The 15,068-nt window shown below is 43.7% G+C and carries 21 protein-coding genes; 19 read left to right on the top strand and 2 right to left on the bottom strand.

Going from position 1 to position 15,068, the window contains the following annotated elements; genetic code table 11:
* The first annotated feature begins 20 nt into the window (after positions 1 to 20).
* The 7 genes from MUK70_RS23705 to MUK70_RS23675 all read left to right on the top strand — a co-directional run bounded on the left by MUK70_RS23705 (position 21) and on the right by MUK70_RS23675 (position 4,160).
* Entirely contained in the window at positions 21 to 473 is a 453-nt protein-coding gene (locus tag MUK70_RS23705) for a hypothetical protein (protein ID WP_234658741.1), read from the top strand.
* A 37-nt stretch (positions 474 to 510) separates the two neighbouring features.
* On the top strand, positions 511 to 1,221 hold the full coding sequence (locus MUK70_RS23700; protein ID WP_234608738.1) for an ABC transporter ATP-binding protein: 711 nt from the start codon (positions 511 to 513) through the stop codon (positions 1,219 to 1,221).
* Positions 1,222 to 1,254: 33 nt separating this feature from the next.
* Positions 1,255 to 1,452 (top strand): hypothetical protein, encoded by a 198-nt coding sequence (locus tag MUK70_RS23695; RefSeq protein ID WP_234658742.1) that lies wholly within the window; start codon positions 1,255 to 1,257, stop codon positions 1,450 to 1,452.
* A gap of 1 nt (position 1,453) precedes the next feature.
* Positions 1,454 to 1,711, top strand: a complete 258-nt coding sequence (locus MUK70_RS23690; protein ID WP_234658744.1) for a type II toxin-antitoxin system RelE family toxin — start codon at positions 1,454 to 1,456, stop codon at positions 1,709 to 1,711.
* 79 nt (positions 1,712 to 1,790) lie between these two features.
* Positions 1,791 to 2,513 carry an RluA family pseudouridine synthase gene (locus MUK70_RS23685; RefSeq protein ID WP_234608740.1) on the top strand — a complete coding sequence of 241 codons (723 nt, stop codon included), beginning with the start codon at positions 1,791 to 1,793 and terminating at the stop codon, positions 2,511 to 2,513.
* Positions 2,514 to 2,587: 74 nt separating this feature from the next.
* Complete coding sequence (locus tag MUK70_RS23680; RefSeq protein ID WP_234658745.1) at positions 2,588 to 3,322, top strand: hypothetical protein; 735 nt, start codon at positions 2,588 to 2,590, stop codon at positions 3,320 to 3,322.
* A 58-nt stretch (positions 3,323 to 3,380) separates the two neighbouring features.
* Positions 3,381 to 4,160, top strand: a complete 780-nt coding sequence (locus MUK70_RS23675; protein ID WP_234658746.1) for a hypothetical protein — start codon at positions 3,381 to 3,383, stop codon at positions 4,158 to 4,160.
* 67 nt (positions 4,161 to 4,227) lie between these two features.
* Here the strand turns inward: MUK70_RS23675 and MUK70_RS23670 are convergent, their stop codons facing one another.
* Together MUK70_RS23670 and msrA are read right to left on the bottom strand one after the other, a co-directional pair.
* Positions 4,228 to 4,752, bottom strand: coding sequence for a porin family protein (locus MUK70_RS23670; protein WP_234608743.1), 525 nt, complete (start codon positions 4,750 to 4,752; stop codon positions 4,228 to 4,230).
* Between the two features lie 142 nt (positions 4,753 to 4,894).
* Positions 4,895 to 5,488, bottom strand: a complete 594-nt coding sequence (msrA, locus tag MUK70_RS23665) for a peptide-methionine (S)-S-oxide reductase MsrA (protein WP_234658747.1) — start codon at positions 5,486 to 5,488, stop codon at positions 4,895 to 4,897.
* Between the two features lie 238 nt (positions 5,489 to 5,726).
* On the opposite strand from msrA, the gene MUK70_RS23660 reads away from it, so the two are divergent.
* The 12 genes from MUK70_RS23660 (at position 5,727) to MUK70_RS23605 (ending at position 14,931) form a co-directional block, all read left to right on the top strand.
* Positions 5,727 to 6,260 carry a CopD family protein gene (locus MUK70_RS23660; protein ID WP_234658767.1) on the top strand — a complete coding sequence of 178 codons (534 nt, stop codon included), beginning with the start codon at positions 5,727 to 5,729 and terminating at the stop codon, positions 6,258 to 6,260.
* Positions 6,261 to 6,529: 269 nt separating this feature from the next.
* Positions 6,530 to 7,945, top strand: a complete 1,416-nt coding sequence (locus tag MUK70_RS23655; protein WP_234658748.1) for an anthranilate synthase component I family protein — start codon at positions 6,530 to 6,532, stop codon at positions 7,943 to 7,945.
* Between the two features lie 5 nt (positions 7,946 to 7,950).
* A complete protein-coding gene (locus MUK70_RS23650; RefSeq protein WP_234658749.1) occupies positions 7,951 to 8,340 on the top strand; it encodes a tautomerase family protein in 390 nt (129 codons plus the stop codon).
* Between the two features lie 24 nt (positions 8,341 to 8,364).
* Positions 8,365 to 8,931 carry an anthranilate synthase component II gene (locus tag MUK70_RS23645; RefSeq protein WP_234616433.1) on the top strand — a complete coding sequence of 189 codons (567 nt, stop codon included), beginning with the start codon at positions 8,365 to 8,367 and terminating at the stop codon, positions 8,929 to 8,931.
* A gap of 53 nt (positions 8,932 to 8,984) precedes the next feature.
* Positions 8,985 to 9,974, top strand: a complete 990-nt coding sequence (gene trpD / locus MUK70_RS23640) for an anthranilate phosphoribosyltransferase (RefSeq protein WP_234658750.1) — start codon at positions 8,985 to 8,987, stop codon at positions 9,972 to 9,974.
* 6 nt (positions 9,975 to 9,980) lie between these two features.
* Positions 9,981 to 10,799: an indole-3-glycerol phosphate synthase TrpC gene (gene trpC, locus MUK70_RS23635; protein WP_234658751.1), complete on the top strand. Its 819-nt coding sequence runs from the start codon at positions 9,981 to 9,983 to the stop codon at positions 10,797 to 10,799.
* Positions 10,796 to 11,449: a phosphoribosylanthranilate isomerase gene (locus tag MUK70_RS23630; protein ID WP_234658752.1), complete on the top strand. Its 654-nt coding sequence runs from the start codon at positions 10,796 to 10,798 to the stop codon at positions 11,447 to 11,449. Before trpC ends, MUK70_RS23630 begins: the two co-directional genes overlap by 4 nt.
* A 3-nt stretch (positions 11,450 to 11,452) precedes the next feature.
* Positions 11,453 to 12,649, top strand: a complete 1,197-nt coding sequence (trpB, locus tag MUK70_RS23625) for a tryptophan synthase subunit beta (RefSeq protein WP_234658753.1) — start codon at positions 11,453 to 11,455, stop codon at positions 12,647 to 12,649.
* Positions 12,650 to 12,670: 21 nt separating this feature from the next.
* Positions 12,671 to 12,871, top strand: a complete 201-nt coding sequence (locus MUK70_RS23620; RefSeq protein ID WP_234658754.1) for a hypothetical protein — start codon at positions 12,671 to 12,673, stop codon at positions 12,869 to 12,871.
* Positions 12,872 to 12,935: 64 nt separating this feature from the next.
* Positions 12,936 to 13,295 (top strand): Dabb family protein, encoded by a 360-nt coding sequence (locus MUK70_RS23615; RefSeq protein WP_234608763.1) that lies wholly within the window; start codon positions 12,936 to 12,938, stop codon positions 13,293 to 13,295.
* Positions 13,292 to 14,098, top strand: a complete 807-nt coding sequence (trpA, locus tag MUK70_RS23610) for a tryptophan synthase subunit alpha (RefSeq protein ID WP_234658755.1) — start codon at positions 13,292 to 13,294, stop codon at positions 14,096 to 14,098. Before MUK70_RS23615 ends, trpA begins: the two co-directional genes overlap by 4 nt.
* 95 nt (positions 14,099 to 14,193) lie before the next feature.
* A complete protein-coding gene (locus MUK70_RS23605) occupies positions 14,194 to 14,931 on the top strand; it encodes a porin family protein (RefSeq protein ID WP_234658757.1) in 738 nt (245 codons plus the stop codon).
* Positions 14,932 to 15,068: the final 137 nt, after the last annotated feature.

Here is a 15,068-nt window from a genome sequence, read left to right as displayed (position 1 = left end):
AATCATTACACTTCATCAACATGTCTTTATCCTGGAAATCTAACATCAGCGGAACCGAGTGCCGCATTTTCCGGGGAAAGCTGATCGTCGGGATATTGAAAACAAACTTTTGGAAAAGTACGGGATACGGTGAGCTGAATGGTTATTTGCTTCGATTTAAAAACAAAGGCCTTTTCAACACAATCACCAAAATTCTGGATATAGACGGCACAAAAGTGCTTGGCGAAATCAAGTACAATGTTTGGAGTGATTCTGCCACTATAACCTACGAAGACGGGCTATATGAATGGAAATATGAGTCCTGGACCAGAAAAAAATGGATTGTAAAAACCGCTGAGGACGCTGCTGAATTTACATTAACCAGCTTTTGGAAAGACGAAGGCAATGTTGATAATGAGTCCGTTTCTCCCCCGATAATTCTTGCCGCTTTGTATGTAAGCAGCCATTTGCGCACTATTATGTCTGCCGCATAACGTAAAATATTTATCCCAATTTCTGAAAAAACATCCCATGAAAATCATAGAAACCACTGAAATTTCGAAACGTTATGTGATGGGGAGCGAGATCATCCAGGCGTTGAAATCAGTCACAATTTCAGTTAATAAAGGTGAATATGTGGCCTTTATGGGTCCGTCGGGTTCTGGGAAATCTACGTTAATGAACATTATTGGCTGTCTGGATACGCCTACGACGGGTCGTTACATCCTCAACAGTAAGGATGTGAGTGATATGACAGAAAGCGAATTAGCTGAAATCAGGAATAAAGAAATCGGTTTTGTGTTTCAGACATTTAACCTTTTACCAAGAATGTCTTCGCTCGATAATGTTGCTTTACCGCTTATTTACGCTGGTTTGAACAAATCGGACCGGACAGAAAAAGCCATGTTATCACTTAAAAATGTTGGACTTGAAAATCGGGCCGGACACAAACCTAATGAGCTTTCAGGTGGGCAACGCCAGCGTGTGGCCATTGCCCGGGCGCTCGTTAACGACCCAAGCATCCTGCTGGCCGATGAGCCTACGGGAAACCTGGACTCTAAAACGTCCTACGAAATCATGGATCTCTTCGACCAGTTGTACAGCAAAGGCAACACGATCGTCATGGTAACCCACGAAGAAGACATCGCTCATTACGCCCACAGGATCGTCCGCCTGCGCGATGGTCTCGTCGAATCCGACACCACCAATCCAAACCCCACGAAGGTTAGCGCATTGGTTTAGAATTTATTAACTTTCCTTAAATTTTGACGGATTATGAAAGGGATCAGCTATTTAACGGATGAGGAAGGCCAAAAAAAGGCGGTTGTCATTGATTTTGATTTATTAAAAGATCGGGACAATCTCTTGGATATTCTGGATGATATTGAGGATGAAGTAGCAATTAATTTGAGAAAAAATGAGCCTTCACTCGATTGGGAAGAAATAAAAAGCTCGCTGATTTCGAAAGATTGATATGTACAAGATCATAATCAAAAAATCTGCTTTAAAAGAGTTAGAAAACATTCCAAAACCATTCAGATTAAAAATCATTACGCACATTGATGCGCTCATGAACAATCCAAGGCCGCAGGGCGTCAGGAAACTAGAAAATTTTACAAACAGTTATAGAATCAGGATTGGTAATTATCGTGTGATCTATTCGATTGAAGACGACAAGCTTTTGATAGAAGTGGTTAAGGTTGCAGATCGAAAAGAGGCATACAAAAAGTAGTTATCTTTGCCTTAACATGCCAATCCGGCGGAATAACCACAATGGGTCGTTCTTCCGGATTATTTTTATTTAAATACTCATGAAGATCAATTTTAAGGACCTGATATTATTTGAAGACGAGGATTTTTTGCTCGTTAATAAACCGCCGCATCTGGCCACATTGGACGAAAGGACAGCGGATAGGGGAGGAAGTGTGTTGAGATTAGCGAAAGAATATAATTCTGAACTCCAAGCGGCACACAGGTTGGATAAGGAAACTTCCGGCGTTCTTGCTTTTGCAAAAAACCCTGCCGCTTACCGGCATTTGGCGATGCAATTCGAGCACCGCGAAGTGACCAAGCGTTATCACGCTGTTGCAAACGGCATTCATAACCTGGACAGCATTTCTGTTTACCTGCCCATTTTGCAGTTGAAAAACGGCACTGCCGTTAAGATTGACCGGGCAGAGGGCAAGACAGCGGAAACCATTTTCAATACGCTGAAAGTTTATCGCGGATACACGTTAGTGGAATGTATCCCCATTACCGGGCGTATGCACCAGATACGCATTCACCTTTCTTGCCTGAAAGCGCCGATTGTTTGTGACCCGCAATATGGCGGTGAGCCAATTTTCCTTTCCAGTTTGAAAAGAAAATTCAATTTAAAAAAGGAAACGGAGGAACAACCTCTTATTCAGCGTGTTGCGCTACATGCTTTTGCGTTGTCGTTTGCTCTGATGAATGGAGATCCAATCCGGGTTGAAGCGCCGTATCCCAAAGATTTTGAGGTACTTGTGAAACAGCTCAATAAATTTGGTGTGTAGTTAGCATGGTTTTTTACAAGTTGTGTAGAAAAGATTGTGTAGTTTACACCTTGTTTCAACCTAACCGCAAAAACATGCAATTACACACATTTATTAAGTCTGGGCTCCTGTTCGGCATTGTTTTAGCTTTCGCCGCTTTCAATCAGTCTAGCGCGCAGGCACCGGCAAAAAATGACGTCATCATCAAACGGGATAGTTCCAGGATACAGGCGCTGATCACGCAAATGAGTTATGAAAAGATCAATTACCGCGATCTTGGCACGGCAGACAGCACTAAGAGCTACATTTACTTGGACAAAGTTGCCCGGGTTATTCTCAAAACCGGTAAAATTATCAATGTCAGGGATTCTGTCCTTGCAGGCCACGTTCCGCCAGACAGCGTAGGACAATATGCTGATATGGCCAATCTGCCGACGGATAAGTTTGAAAGAAGCGTCGTCATGGCAAATTCTGATCAGCTCAGGGACAAATATCGTTACCACCACGACCGATCCCTGGACGGAAAAACGGGCGCGATTGTCTTCACTTCATTTGCTGCCGCTTCACTGGTCTCAGGCATTATCATTGCAGGATCAGGAACGAGCCCAGATAACAAAACCATTGGCAATTCACTCGCTATTGCGGGGCCAGCCGTGGGTGTAGGACTGGGCCTTATTGGCTTCCGGAATTACAAGTTTCACAGTAAAAAGGCCGGGAAAGTGAAGAATGAGTTGGTTCGCAGGAATCAGTCACTGAGCAACTTAACCATCAGCCCCAACCTGGACCCGTTTAATAAGTCGGGCCTGCTAACATTGAGGATGTCGTTTTAATAGCAGTTATTTAGTAACATTATTGGTACTAAATGTCTTATTATAACATCCTTCCCGAATGAAAATCACAATGTCCTGGAAGAAAATCGGTTCGGTTTTCTTCCTTTTTTTGCTGCTAGCCGTCCATTTTGCACAATCTCAAACGCCTCGTAAACCCGACCTCATTACGCTTCGTGATGCAACAAAACTGGAAGTCCTGATCCAGGAAGTCGACGACAATGTTGTTAAATACAAGAAGCTAAACGACCCGGACGGACCGCTTTTCTCCGTTAGAAAAACGGAAATTGCTTCCATCCAATATGGTAACGGGGATGTTGAAACATTTGAAGCTGTGCTGGAAGTGCCAGGTTATTATTCTCCTGCCACTCCAAAAGCTTCCACCCCAATAGCGTCTTCATCCAAGACCATATCACCAAAAGCACGTTTTCAGGAAGAATTGCGAGCAGCCACACCGGACAGGCTTCGGGCTATATACAAATATTATAAAGCCAAGTCGAAGGGCGGAATGATTATGGGTATTGCGGGAACTTCTGCGGGCGTGATTATAGCGGCAATAGGAACTGGGATTGTGGTGAGCGCAACAGATGCAAATGGAAATTACAAAAGCTATCAGGATGAAAAGAGGGCGATGAGAGGCGGTTGGATGATGATTGGCGGCTTTGCTGGCGGTGTTACATTCGGTACAGTTGGTTTTGTAAAAGGCGGCAAAAACGGCTCCAAGGCAACCAGGGTAAGAAGAGAACTTACAAGGAGAAATGAGCCTATTACACTTAGCCTTAGCCCAAGATTTGATCCTTCAAACAGATCAGGACATCTAGCATTACGTATGCAATTTTGATCTGATGCAATTGCACAAAAAAAGGCTTCGGAGTGATCCGAAGCCTTTTTGATATATTTTGTTTTGATTAGAACTTGAATGTAATACCAGCTTTTAAAGGAGATGCATTGTAACCAACTTCTGCAAAAACACCCATTGTTGGTTTGAAATAGTAACGTGCTCCTGCAAATGCTCCGAAGAAAACACCGCTTCCGTAAGCATCATAGCCTATGCCATCATAAGAAGAACTAGCAATACGGTAACCTAATGCAGGACCAGCATAAAGATCAAGATTATCCATGGTTAGAAAGTGTTTTCCGAAATGGTATGAACCTCTCGCACCAATGCTAATGAAATTGTAGTTCCAGCCGTAACCATAAATTCCGCCGCCGTAACCCCAGTGTACAAAGTCAAATTGCCCTCCGACACTAATAAAGTCGTGTACACCACCTTCGAAGGAGGCACCAGCACCGATTCCGCCGCCGCCGTAAGTTCCACCAAGGTTGATACCCGCATTCAATAATTTATCTCCTTTTTCAAATTGGGCGAAAGCCTTTTCTGAAGTTACGCCCAGAACGGCCGCAATCAAAAACGAAAATAGAATCTTTTTCATCGTAATAGATTAGTTTTTGTGTAAAAAATAATGGCACAAATTAAAGCCTTTATTTTAATGCTTCAAAACTTGTGCCATTGTAGTTATTATTCGGGTGGTGCTCGTAGACAAAAGGAAAGGGGACAAACTTTCCCCCTTTTTATCAAATGTTTTTTCTCAATTTTTCCTTAAAAACCTTCTTAAATTTGTCAAGCTTCGGCGCAATTACAAATGCGCAATAACCTTGATCGGGATTGTTTGCAAAATAGTTTTGGTGGTAATCCTCAGCTACATAGAACTTTGGAGCCTTCGATATTTCAGTCACGATCGGCTTGGAATAGGCGCCTGATTTGTCCAACTCGGCCTTTGCTTGCTCAGCCAACTTTTGCTGCGCTTCGTTGTGATAAAAAATCACGGAGCGATATTGTGTGCCCACGTCATTTCCTTGCTTATTCAGCGATGTTGGGTCATGGCTGCGGAAAAATGCCTCTAAAAGTTCCGCATAGGATATCACTTTTGGATCATAGACAACCTCTACACATTCCGCATGGCCAGTGTTCCCGGTACAAACCTCCTTATAACTCGGATTAGCCACACTACCGCCGGCATAACCTGAAACGACTTTTTTAACGCCGTCCAAAGACTCTAAAACGGCTTCTGTGCACCAAAAACATCCGGTCCCGAAAGTAGCGATTTCTGTGTTCGCCATATCAACATTATTTTCGTCTAATGTCGCCGAAGACGCTTCATTATTCATCTGCTTTTTTTGTTTTTTGTCCGACTGCGCGCATGATATCACAACCATGCAACACAGGAATAGGAACGTGAAAATGGGGATGGTGGTTTTCATCTTAATTGAATCGTGTTATTGCTTTCTAATAACGAATCGCATTCCAAGAAAGTTTATCCGGCGGATTCGCACATTATTTACGAAATTTGATTCGGAAAAGATCGCATTCGTTTGCACCCTGACATCCCGTGACTACAACGCAACCATGACTTATCTTCATTTCAAGGCACTTCATATCATTTTTGTCGTCAGCTGGTTTGCCGGGCTATTTTACATGCCGAGGCTTTTTGTGTATCATACCGAGGCAAGAGACAAATCCGAAGCAGAACGCCAGATCCTGTTTGCACAGTTTACCAAAATGGAAAAACTGCTTTGGAACGCCATTATGACGCCGGCTTGCTGGCTTACGATCATTTTCGGCTCCATTATGCTGTATATCACACCGGCCTGGCTTGATCAGGATTGGATGCGTTTGAAGCTGCTTTTTGTAGTCGGGCTTTTGGCTTACCATTCTTTTACGCGGAAAATTCTGTTGGAGCTGCGTCGCGGAATATTCCGGTTTTCGTCCTTTCAATTGCGACTGTTTAATGAGATTGCAACCATATTTCTGTTTTCGATTGTTTTCCTGGTCGTTTTAAAAAACACGGTTGACTGGCTTTGGGGCGTATTGGGGCTTGTTATTTTTGCGGTATTAATGATGACGGCAGTCAGGATCGTGAAACGGATCAGAGAGAAGTAAGTCGCTGGTACATTGCAATATTTTTTTTTCAAATAAATAAAATCACATTTATTTTATTTTATATTTGTCACCGACAATGTCGCAGGACATTACAAAACGAGATATGAAAACTTTGAATACTATTTGGTGGTGGCGTGCACGTCTTAACAAGATGGACGAGTAGTCATTGCTTTGGTATAATCAAAAATATACTTTACATACGGCTCGCTGTTCATCTGACAGCGAGCCGTTTTTTTGTGCCATAATTATAAAATTTTACGATTATAGAAATGTCAAATCCTACCTTTCAGATATCAACCCGCCACAAGAAGCTTCTGGCCGACACATTAACGCCGGTTTCCATTTATCTCAAATTACGAGATAGATTTATCAACACCATTTTGCTGGAAAGCTCTGATTATCATGGCAATGAGAATTCATTCACTTATATCTGCTGCGATCCGGTTGCATCTTTTAAACTCAATCAGAATGTCGTCACGCAGCAATTTCCTGATGGACAGCAGGTTAATTTGACCCTGGAAAAGCCGAAAGACGCGGTGCAGACATTATATGCTTTTGCACAAAGCTTCCAATCGGAAAAGAGCAGTTTTCCTTTCATTTCCAATGGGCTTTTTGGTCACATGACTTACGATGCCGTAAGTTATTTTGAAGACATTACCATTCAGCCTGCAAGCCCGGAAACGGATATTGACCAGATTTTTTATCAGGTTTACCGATATGTGATCGCCATTAATCACTTTAAAAATGAGCTTTACATTTTTGAGCATCAATATGGAGATGGCGAGCACGAGAGTGGCATTGAGCAGATTGAGATTTTGATCAAAAACCGCAATTTTCCTAAATATGATTTTCAAATCGCCTCCGATGAAACGTCCAATGTGACGGACGATGAAATGCGGGCGGTGATTCAGAAAGGCATTGACCATTGCCTCCGCGGTGATGTGTTCCAGATTGTTCCTTCGCGCCGGTTCAGCCGCAATTTCCAGGGTGATGAATTTAATGTTTACCGCGCTTTGCGCTCCATTAATCCTTCGCCGTATTTGTTCTATTTTGATTATGGCAGTTATAAGATCTTTGGATCTTCGCCTGAGAAACAGATTTTTATCAAAAACGGACAAGCAGAAATTCACCCCATAGCAGGCACATTCCGCAGAACGGGCGATGATCAGGCGGATGCAGAGGCTGCGCAGGCGTTGTTAAATGATCCGAAGGAAACTGCGGAGCACGTTATGCTTGTTGATTTGGCAAGAAACGATTTGAGCAGAAGTTGTGACGCGGTGAAAGTGACGAATTATAAGGAAGTCCAATATTACTCGCACGTGATTCACTTGGTTTCCAAAGTCGTTGGGAAAATGAATGAAGGCGTAAATCCACTGCAACTGGTGGCGGACACATTCCCGGCGGGAACGCTTTCAGGCGCGCCCAAACACAATGCGATGAAGCTCATTGACCAGATGGAAACGAGCAACAGAAGCATTTACGGCGGCGCGATTGGTTTCATGGATTTCAATGGAGATTTCAACCATGCCATTGCCATCAGAACATTCCTGAGCAAGAATAACACATTGTTTTTCAGGGCCGGAATGGGCGTTGTGGCCAAATCAAATGTGGAAAGTGAATTGCAGGAGATTAACAGCAAACTGGCCGCTTTGAGAAAGGCGATCGACTTTGCGGAAGAAATCTAACAACCATGTCGCAAATTAAAATCTACGGCAACAGAACGGCTCTTTTCCCAATCCGGCAGAAACTTTCGGACGTTTTGCATGCTTGTATTGTTGAAGCATTTAAGTATCCTGAAAACAAAAGGGCGCACCGGTTTTTCTATCTGGATGAAGGTGATTTTTACTATCCTGAGGGAAGAACAGCCCAATACACGATCATTGAAATTTCGCTTTTCGAAGGACGTTCAATTGAAGCCAAGAAAGCATTGTATCAACTCGTTTTCAGTCGCTTTGAACTGGAATTAGGCATTGCGCCTAATGATGTTGAGATAACGCTTACGGAAACGCCTACTCACAATTGGGGCATTCGTGGCAAAGCCGCTGATGAACTCATGTTGGATTACAAAATTACCGTATAAGATAACCCTCAAAAACTGGAAATAATGAAAATCTTAGTGCTCGATAATTACGATTCTTTCACTTACAACCTTGTCTACATTCTCCGCGAGTTGAATGATCAGGTGGACATTGTCCGCAATGATAAAATTGCGCTGGAAGAGGTTGGGAAATACGATAAAATCCTCCTTTCTCCCGGCCCGGGCATTCCGTCGGAAGCAGGCATTATGCACGAGCTGATCCGCGAATACGGCCCTAGCAAGAGCATTTTAGGGATTTGTCTCGGGCATCAGGGCATCGGCGAGGTTTATGGCGCAACGCTCGAAAACATGACCGATGTGCTGCACGGAATTAGTGACACCGCGATTGTCACGGACCAGTCGGAGCGCATTTTCAAAGGGTTACCGACTGAAATCAAAGTTGGACGTTATCATTCCTGGACTGTTATTCCGGAAACATTTACGGAAGATCTGACAATAACAGCGTTAGATGAAAAAGGCCGGGTTATGGGGCTTTCTCACAAAAAATATGATGTAAAAGGCCTTCAATTTCACCCGGAATCTGTGCTGACGGAGCATGGAAAAGAAATGCTGGAAAACTGGTTGGCAATTTAAGATTTCTTCCTCCTCAATAGTAAAAACTTTCTTTTAGTACGCGTAGCATGAACATGAAACAAATTCTTAGCCATCTTTTTGAATATAAGGTTTTAAGTAAAGAGTTAGCCAAAGACGTCCTGATCGGCATTAGCACAGGCAAATATTCGAATTCAGAAATCGCCTCATTCTTAACCATTTATGCCATGCGCAGCATTACGGTTGAGGAATTGGAAGGCTTCCGGGATGCAATGTTAGAGTTGTGTTTAGCCGTTGACTTATCAGCTTACGATCCCATTGATGTCTGCGGAACGGGCGGGGATGGAAAGGACACATTTAACATTTCCACACTATCGTGTTTTGTGGTTGCGGGCGCGGGGCAGCATGTGGCCAAGCATGGGAATCATGGCGTTTCGTCTATGTGCGGTTCGTCGACGGTTCTGGAATTTCTCGGCGCGAAATTTACTAATGAGAAAGATTATCTGGAGCGCAAGATCAATGAGGCGAATGTGTGCTTCCTGCATGCGCCGCTTTTCCATCCTTCGATGAAGAATGTGGCGCCGATCCGCCGGGAGCTGGGCGTGAAAACTTTCTTCAACATGCTGGGTCCAATGGTGAATCCGGTTTCGCCCAGAAAACAGCTTGTAGGCGTTTTCAGTCTTGAATTAGCGCGTCTTTTTGCTTATCTTTACCAACAGACTGACAAGCAATTTCTGGTTCTTCACGCATTAGACGGCTACGACGAAGTGTCATTAACAGGTGCTTTTAAAATCATCACCGCTCAAACGGAGCAAGTTCTGACTCCCTCGCATTTAGGGTTACAAACTTTGCGCGCGCAAGACCTGTCGGGAGGAGAAACGGTCGAAGAATCTGCCCAAATTTTCATGAATGTATTGAACGATACAGCAACATTCTCCCAAAAAGAGGCTGTGCTGGCGAATGCTGCATTGGCATTGCATTGCGCAAATCCTGCATTATCGCTTTTGGATGCAGTGGAAACGGCACGGGAATCGTTGGAAAGTAAAAAGGCTTTGGCCAGCTTTAAAAAATTGATAGAAGACTGATCACAGATGAACATATTAGATAAAATTGTCGCAAGAAAGCGGGAGGAAGTCATTGAAGCCAAGCAAAACAAGTCGGTTTCCGAGTTGGAAAAAGAAGAATTGTTTGCGCGTAAGACAGTTTCCTTGTCGGCGGCTTTGAGAAATGCTTCATCTCCTAAAATCATTTCGGAATTCAAGCGCAAATCGCCGTCAAAAGGCATCATTAATGCCAACGTTTCGCCGGAGGTTGTGACTTTTGATTATGCAAATGCTGGCGCGATTGCCTTGTCGGTTTTGACTGACATTGATTTCTTCGGCGGCTCATTCTCGGACTTCCTGAAAGCGCGAAATGCCAATCCAATGATCCCGATGCTGCGCAAGGATTTTATCATCGATGAATATCAGCTTTATGAGGCAAAAGCGATAGGGGCGGACGTGATTTTGCTCATTGCTGCGTGCCTTACGCCAGCCGAAGTGATTTCATTGAGCCAAAAAGCGCATGAGTTGGGATTGGAAGTTTTGTTGGAAGTGCATAATGCCGAAGAGCTTGCCGCAACCATTGGTGAAGACATTGATATAGTGGGGGTTAACAATCGCAATCTTAAAACGTTTGAAACCTCCATTGAAACTTCAATTGCACTGAGTGAACAGATTCCCGATTCTTTTGTTAAAATATCAGAAAGCGGCCTGAAAGATGCCGAGACCATTCACCGATTGTATGGTTACGGATATAAAGGGTTTTTAATAGGTGAAACATTTATGAAGACTGTAAATCCCGGAACCGCACTGGCGGATTTACAAATTGACTTAACTCAACAAAGCAATTTAAATCCTTTGGTTCTATGAAAATAAAAGTTTGCGGACTGCGCCAGCAAGACAACATTGAAAAAGTGGTGGCCTTACAGCCTAACTTCACCGGGTTTATTTTCTACGAAAAATCACCCCGTTATGTTGGCGAAGATTTGGATGAAGAATTTGTAAAAAGTATCCCTAAAAACATTAAAAAAGTTGGTGTGTTTGTGAATGCAAGCCCTAGCCATATTCTTGCTACGGTCAAAAAATACGACTTGCAATATGCGCAGCTTCACGGTAACGAAATGCCGGACACTTGCCGCAGCATCCGCCAGAAAGGGGTTAATGTGATCAAAGCATTCAGCATCGACGCATCATTCAATTTCGCAATGCTAAACAACTATAAGTCGTTTTGTGATTTGTTTTTGTTTGATACAAAAGGCGATAATCCAGGCGGAAACGGCGTGCCGTTTGACTGGAACCTTTTGAAAAAATATGATAATGAAAAGCCGTTTCTGCTCAGCGGAGGCATCAGCGTCGACAATGTGGACGACATTATCGCTTTGTCCAAAACACTTCCTATCTATGGAATTGATGTTAATAGTCAGTTTGAAACGGAGCCGGGCGTGAAAGACATTGCCAAGCTTGAAGAATTGTTCAGTTTAGTTCGTGTAAAAGAGAAAGAAGAGGCGGAAGCGCAGTGAAATATGGAAACATTAGAAAAGAAGTCATATCAGGTTGACAGCCGCGGTTATTACGGCAATTTTGGAGGCGCATTTATTCCCGAAATGCTGTATCCGAATGTCGAAGAACTGCGCGAAAATTATCTCAGCATCATTGCAGAGCCTTCTTTTCAAAAAGAATACAATGATCTCCTGCGCAATTACGTAGGACGTCCCACGCCGCTTTACCGGGCAAACAGGCTTTCGGAAAAATACAAAACCAACATCTTCCTCAAACGCGAAGATCTTTGCCACACAGGCGCGCACAAGGTGAACAACACCATTGGGCAAATCCTGATGGCTAAAAGACTTGGTAAGCAGCGGGTGGTGGCTGAAACGGGTGCAGGACAACATGGCGTGGCAACGGCCACTGTTTGCGCGCTCATGAACATTGAATGCATTGTTTACATGGGCGAGCTGGACATTGAGCGTCAGGCTCCTAATGTGGCGCGTATGAAAATGCTCGGCGCGGAAGTGAGGCCAGCGACTTGCGGATCACGCACATTGAAAGACGCTACGAATGAGGCCATGCGCCATTGGATCAATAACCCTGTGGACACGCATTATATCATTGGTTCTGTGGTGGGCCCGCATCCTTATCCTGATATGGTGGCGCGGTTTCAGTCTATTATTTCGGAAGAAATGAGATGGCAGCTGAAAGAGCAAACCGGCAAGGAAACACCTGATTATGTGGTCGCTTGCGTGGGTGGAGGAAGCAATGCGGCGGGTGCATTTTATCATTTTCTGGATGATGAAGATGTGAAGCTCGTGGCTGTGGAAGCTGCCGGAAAAGGCATTAATTCGGGACATTCTGCTGCGACAACAGCTTTGGGAAAACCAGGCGTTTTGCACGGAAGCCGCACGATTTTGATGCAAACTGAAGACGGCCAGGTTGTGGAGCCATTCTCTATTTCAGCCGGTTTGGATTATCCTGGAATTGGTCCTCAGCACGCATATTTGTACGACAGCGGAAGAGGAATTTTTATGTCGGCAACGGATGAAGAATCTGTGCAGGCCGCATTTGAACTGACTCGATATGAAGGCATTATCCCGGCATTGGAATCAGCGCATGCATTGGCTATTTTAGGTCAATTGGGTGCGACGGAAAGGGAAAATGTGATCGTAAACCTCTCTGGCCGTGGTGATAAGGACATGGCTACTTACATGAAATACATCGTTTAATTTACTCATAAACACATTACAATGGCAACACTGACCTTACCTGAGGTTTTTGACGTAAGGCTCAAACTACAAGAGCTGGAAGGAAAAGTAAACTCGGGCGAGCTTTCGCTTTTTGAAAGATGCGACCTGGAAGACGAAATCCTTGAACTCAAAGAAAAACTCGGCGAATTTGACCGCCTAAAATTCAGCGACGAAGGCGAGTGCCTGAACTGTTCCGCATAGTAACCATCATTCAACCTTATCTTTTTTTCCAATTATGAATTTCAAATTACTATTAATGGCCGGAATGCTCCTTTTTGGCGCTGTGGCATCTGCTTCACCTGAAAATCCTGTTACCAAAAAAATGCTTCGTCACGTCGTTTTATTTAAATTCAAAGATTCGGCAACGCCGGCGCAGATTAAGGAAGTGGAAGAGGCTTTTAAAGCATTGCCATCCAAAATAAAGGAGATTAAGGGCCTTGAATGGGGAACAAACAACAGCCCGGAAGGACTTTCACAAGGTTTTACGCACGCATTCTTTGTAACATTTGATGATGAAGCGGGCCGCGAAGTTTATCTTCCGCATCCTGATCACAAAGCGTTCGGAAAAGTGTTAGGACCGCATTTGGACAAAGTTTTGGTTATTGATTACTGGACACAAGAATGAACCGCATTACAAATCTTTTTAGCGGCGTAAATGCGCATCATGAAGCCGGATTGCTGAATGTGTATTTCACAGCAGGCTTTCCGGAATTGAATGACACCATGCGCGTTTTACAGGCTTTGCAGGACGGCGGCGCTGACCTGGTTGAGATTGGCATGCCTTACTCGGACCCTGTTGCCGACGGCGAAACCATTCAGAAAAGCAATGACCGGGCGCTGGAAAATGGCATGTCTGTGAAGATCCTTTTCGAGCAACTGGCGGATATGCGTGAGACCATTTCTGTTCCTGTGCTGCTAATGGGTTATGTCAATCCGGTTTTGCAATTTGGCATTGAAGCTTTTTGTAAAAAATGCGCTGAGGTTGGCGTTGACGGGCTGATCCTACCGGATATGCCAATGGATGTATATTTGAATGAATACAAAGCCATTTTCGACGCTTACGGCATTCTGAATATTTTCCTGGTAACGCCTCAAACTTCTGAAAAACGCATTCGCCAGATTGACGAAATAAGTGAAGGTTTTATTTACACGGTTTCTTCTGCAAGCGTAACAGGCTCTAATACAGGTGTAAGCGATGATATGGAAGCTTATTTTAACCGATTGAATGCCATGCAGCTGCGCAATCCGCGACTGATTGGTTTTGGGATTAAAGACCATGCAACATTTAAAAAAGCTTCTGATTATGCAGCCGGCGCCATTATCGGCAGCGCATTCATCCGCGTTTTGCAGGAAAGCAATGATCTTGAACAGGACATTAAGTCTTTTGTTAGAAATGTAAAAGATTATCCTGAAACGATCGAAGCATAACACATTCAAATACTCAGGAAACAATTCGCTTCAGGCATCACTTTTGTACAAACAACTCATCATCGGGTTGTTTGTTTTTTTAGATAGGTGCGGATATGGGATCTCGAAAAATTATTTTCTTCATTTTAATGCTTTGTTCATCACCGCTTTACGCGCAGTTCCGGCTCGATCTGGAAAGCGGGGTGGTGTTTGGGACAAATTATAACAAGGTCCGCATTCCAAATGTGGGCGGCACGCAAGTGAATCTGGCGAACGATCTAAGCATTGATCCAAAGATTTTTTATAGAATCAGAGGCACTTACACCATTGCTAAACGGCATAATATCAGTGCATTATATGCCCCACTTTCTGTAAAATATCACGGAACATTCGATAAAAACGTCAATTTCAATGGCATTAGTTATGCTGCCGGACAACCCTTGGAAGTTTTTTATAAATTCAATTCCTACCGACTGACTTATCGCTACGATTTTGTCGCCAAAACGCGCTGGCGCGTTGGTTTAGGTCTTACTGCCAAGATCCGGGATGCAGATGTGCGCTTCAAAAACGAATCCAATGACACGCATTTTGATAATGTTGGCTTCGTTCCGCTAGTCAACTTTTACGCTTCTTACAAGCCCTCTTATCGCTGGTCTGTGATTTTGGAAGGCGATGCATTGGCTGCAAAGCAAGGACGTGCGGAGGATATTTTTGTAGGAGCGGCTTATCAGGTTAATCCTAAGTTTGGCATTAAGGCTGGTTACCGGGTTGTGGAAGGTGGTGCGGATAGTGACGAAGTTTACAATTTCAACTGGATCAATTACGCTTCCGTAGGTGTTTTGCTTACGCTTTAAGTTTCCTCTAAAATAAACTTTTCCGGGCCGGAAAAATCCATTTTTAACGATGGAATTCCATATAAATCGCTATCTTAGTTTGTTTTATGCGTGGTGAGGCGGATCGTAATTTTTGCCAGCCGGATACGTTATAAAAA

Origin of the sequence: Dyadobacter chenwenxiniae, assembly GCF_022869785.1 — a bacterium.
GTDB lineage: Bacteria > Bacteroidota > Bacteroidia > Cytophagales > Spirosomataceae > Dyadobacter > Dyadobacter chenwenxiniae.
The sequence above is the reverse complement of the archived record's forward strand: the minus strand, read 5'-3'. Positions and strand labels throughout refer to the sequence as shown.